Origin of the sequence: Streptobacillus felis, assembly GCF_001559775.1 — a bacterium.
In the GTDB taxonomy this organism is placed as follows: domain Bacteria; phylum Fusobacteriota; class Fusobacteriia; order Fusobacteriales; family Leptotrichiaceae; genus Streptobacillus; species Streptobacillus felis.
Genome location: NZ_LOHX01000118.1, coordinates 1 through 245 on the forward strand (window position 1 = coordinate 1; position 245 = coordinate 245).

Genomic DNA, 245 nt, shown 5'->3' on the forward strand with positions numbered 1-245 from the left:
TAAATGCTGCTTTAAAACAGCATCTTGATCTTTGAAGAATAGTCCCAACAGCTAGTCCAAATATCCAGTCTAATACTAATTTTGGTTCTTTTAAGTAGAAACCAAATCCAACTACACATGCTAGTATTATTAATGCATAAGGTATTTGCGATGGTTTCTCTTTTCTTCTACTCTTTCTATCTTCCATCTTAGCCTCCTCTCAATTTCTTATTCTAATTACACAAATAATATATCTCTAAATTAAT

The 245-nt window shown here is 30.6% G+C and carries 1 pseudogene; it reads right to left on the bottom strand.

The window, feature by feature from the left end:
• Nucleotides 1-187, bottom strand: a pseudogene (locus AYC60_RS01950) (YeeE/YedE thiosulfate transporter family protein); the annotation flags it as partial.
• Nucleotides 188-245: the final 58 nt, after the last annotated feature.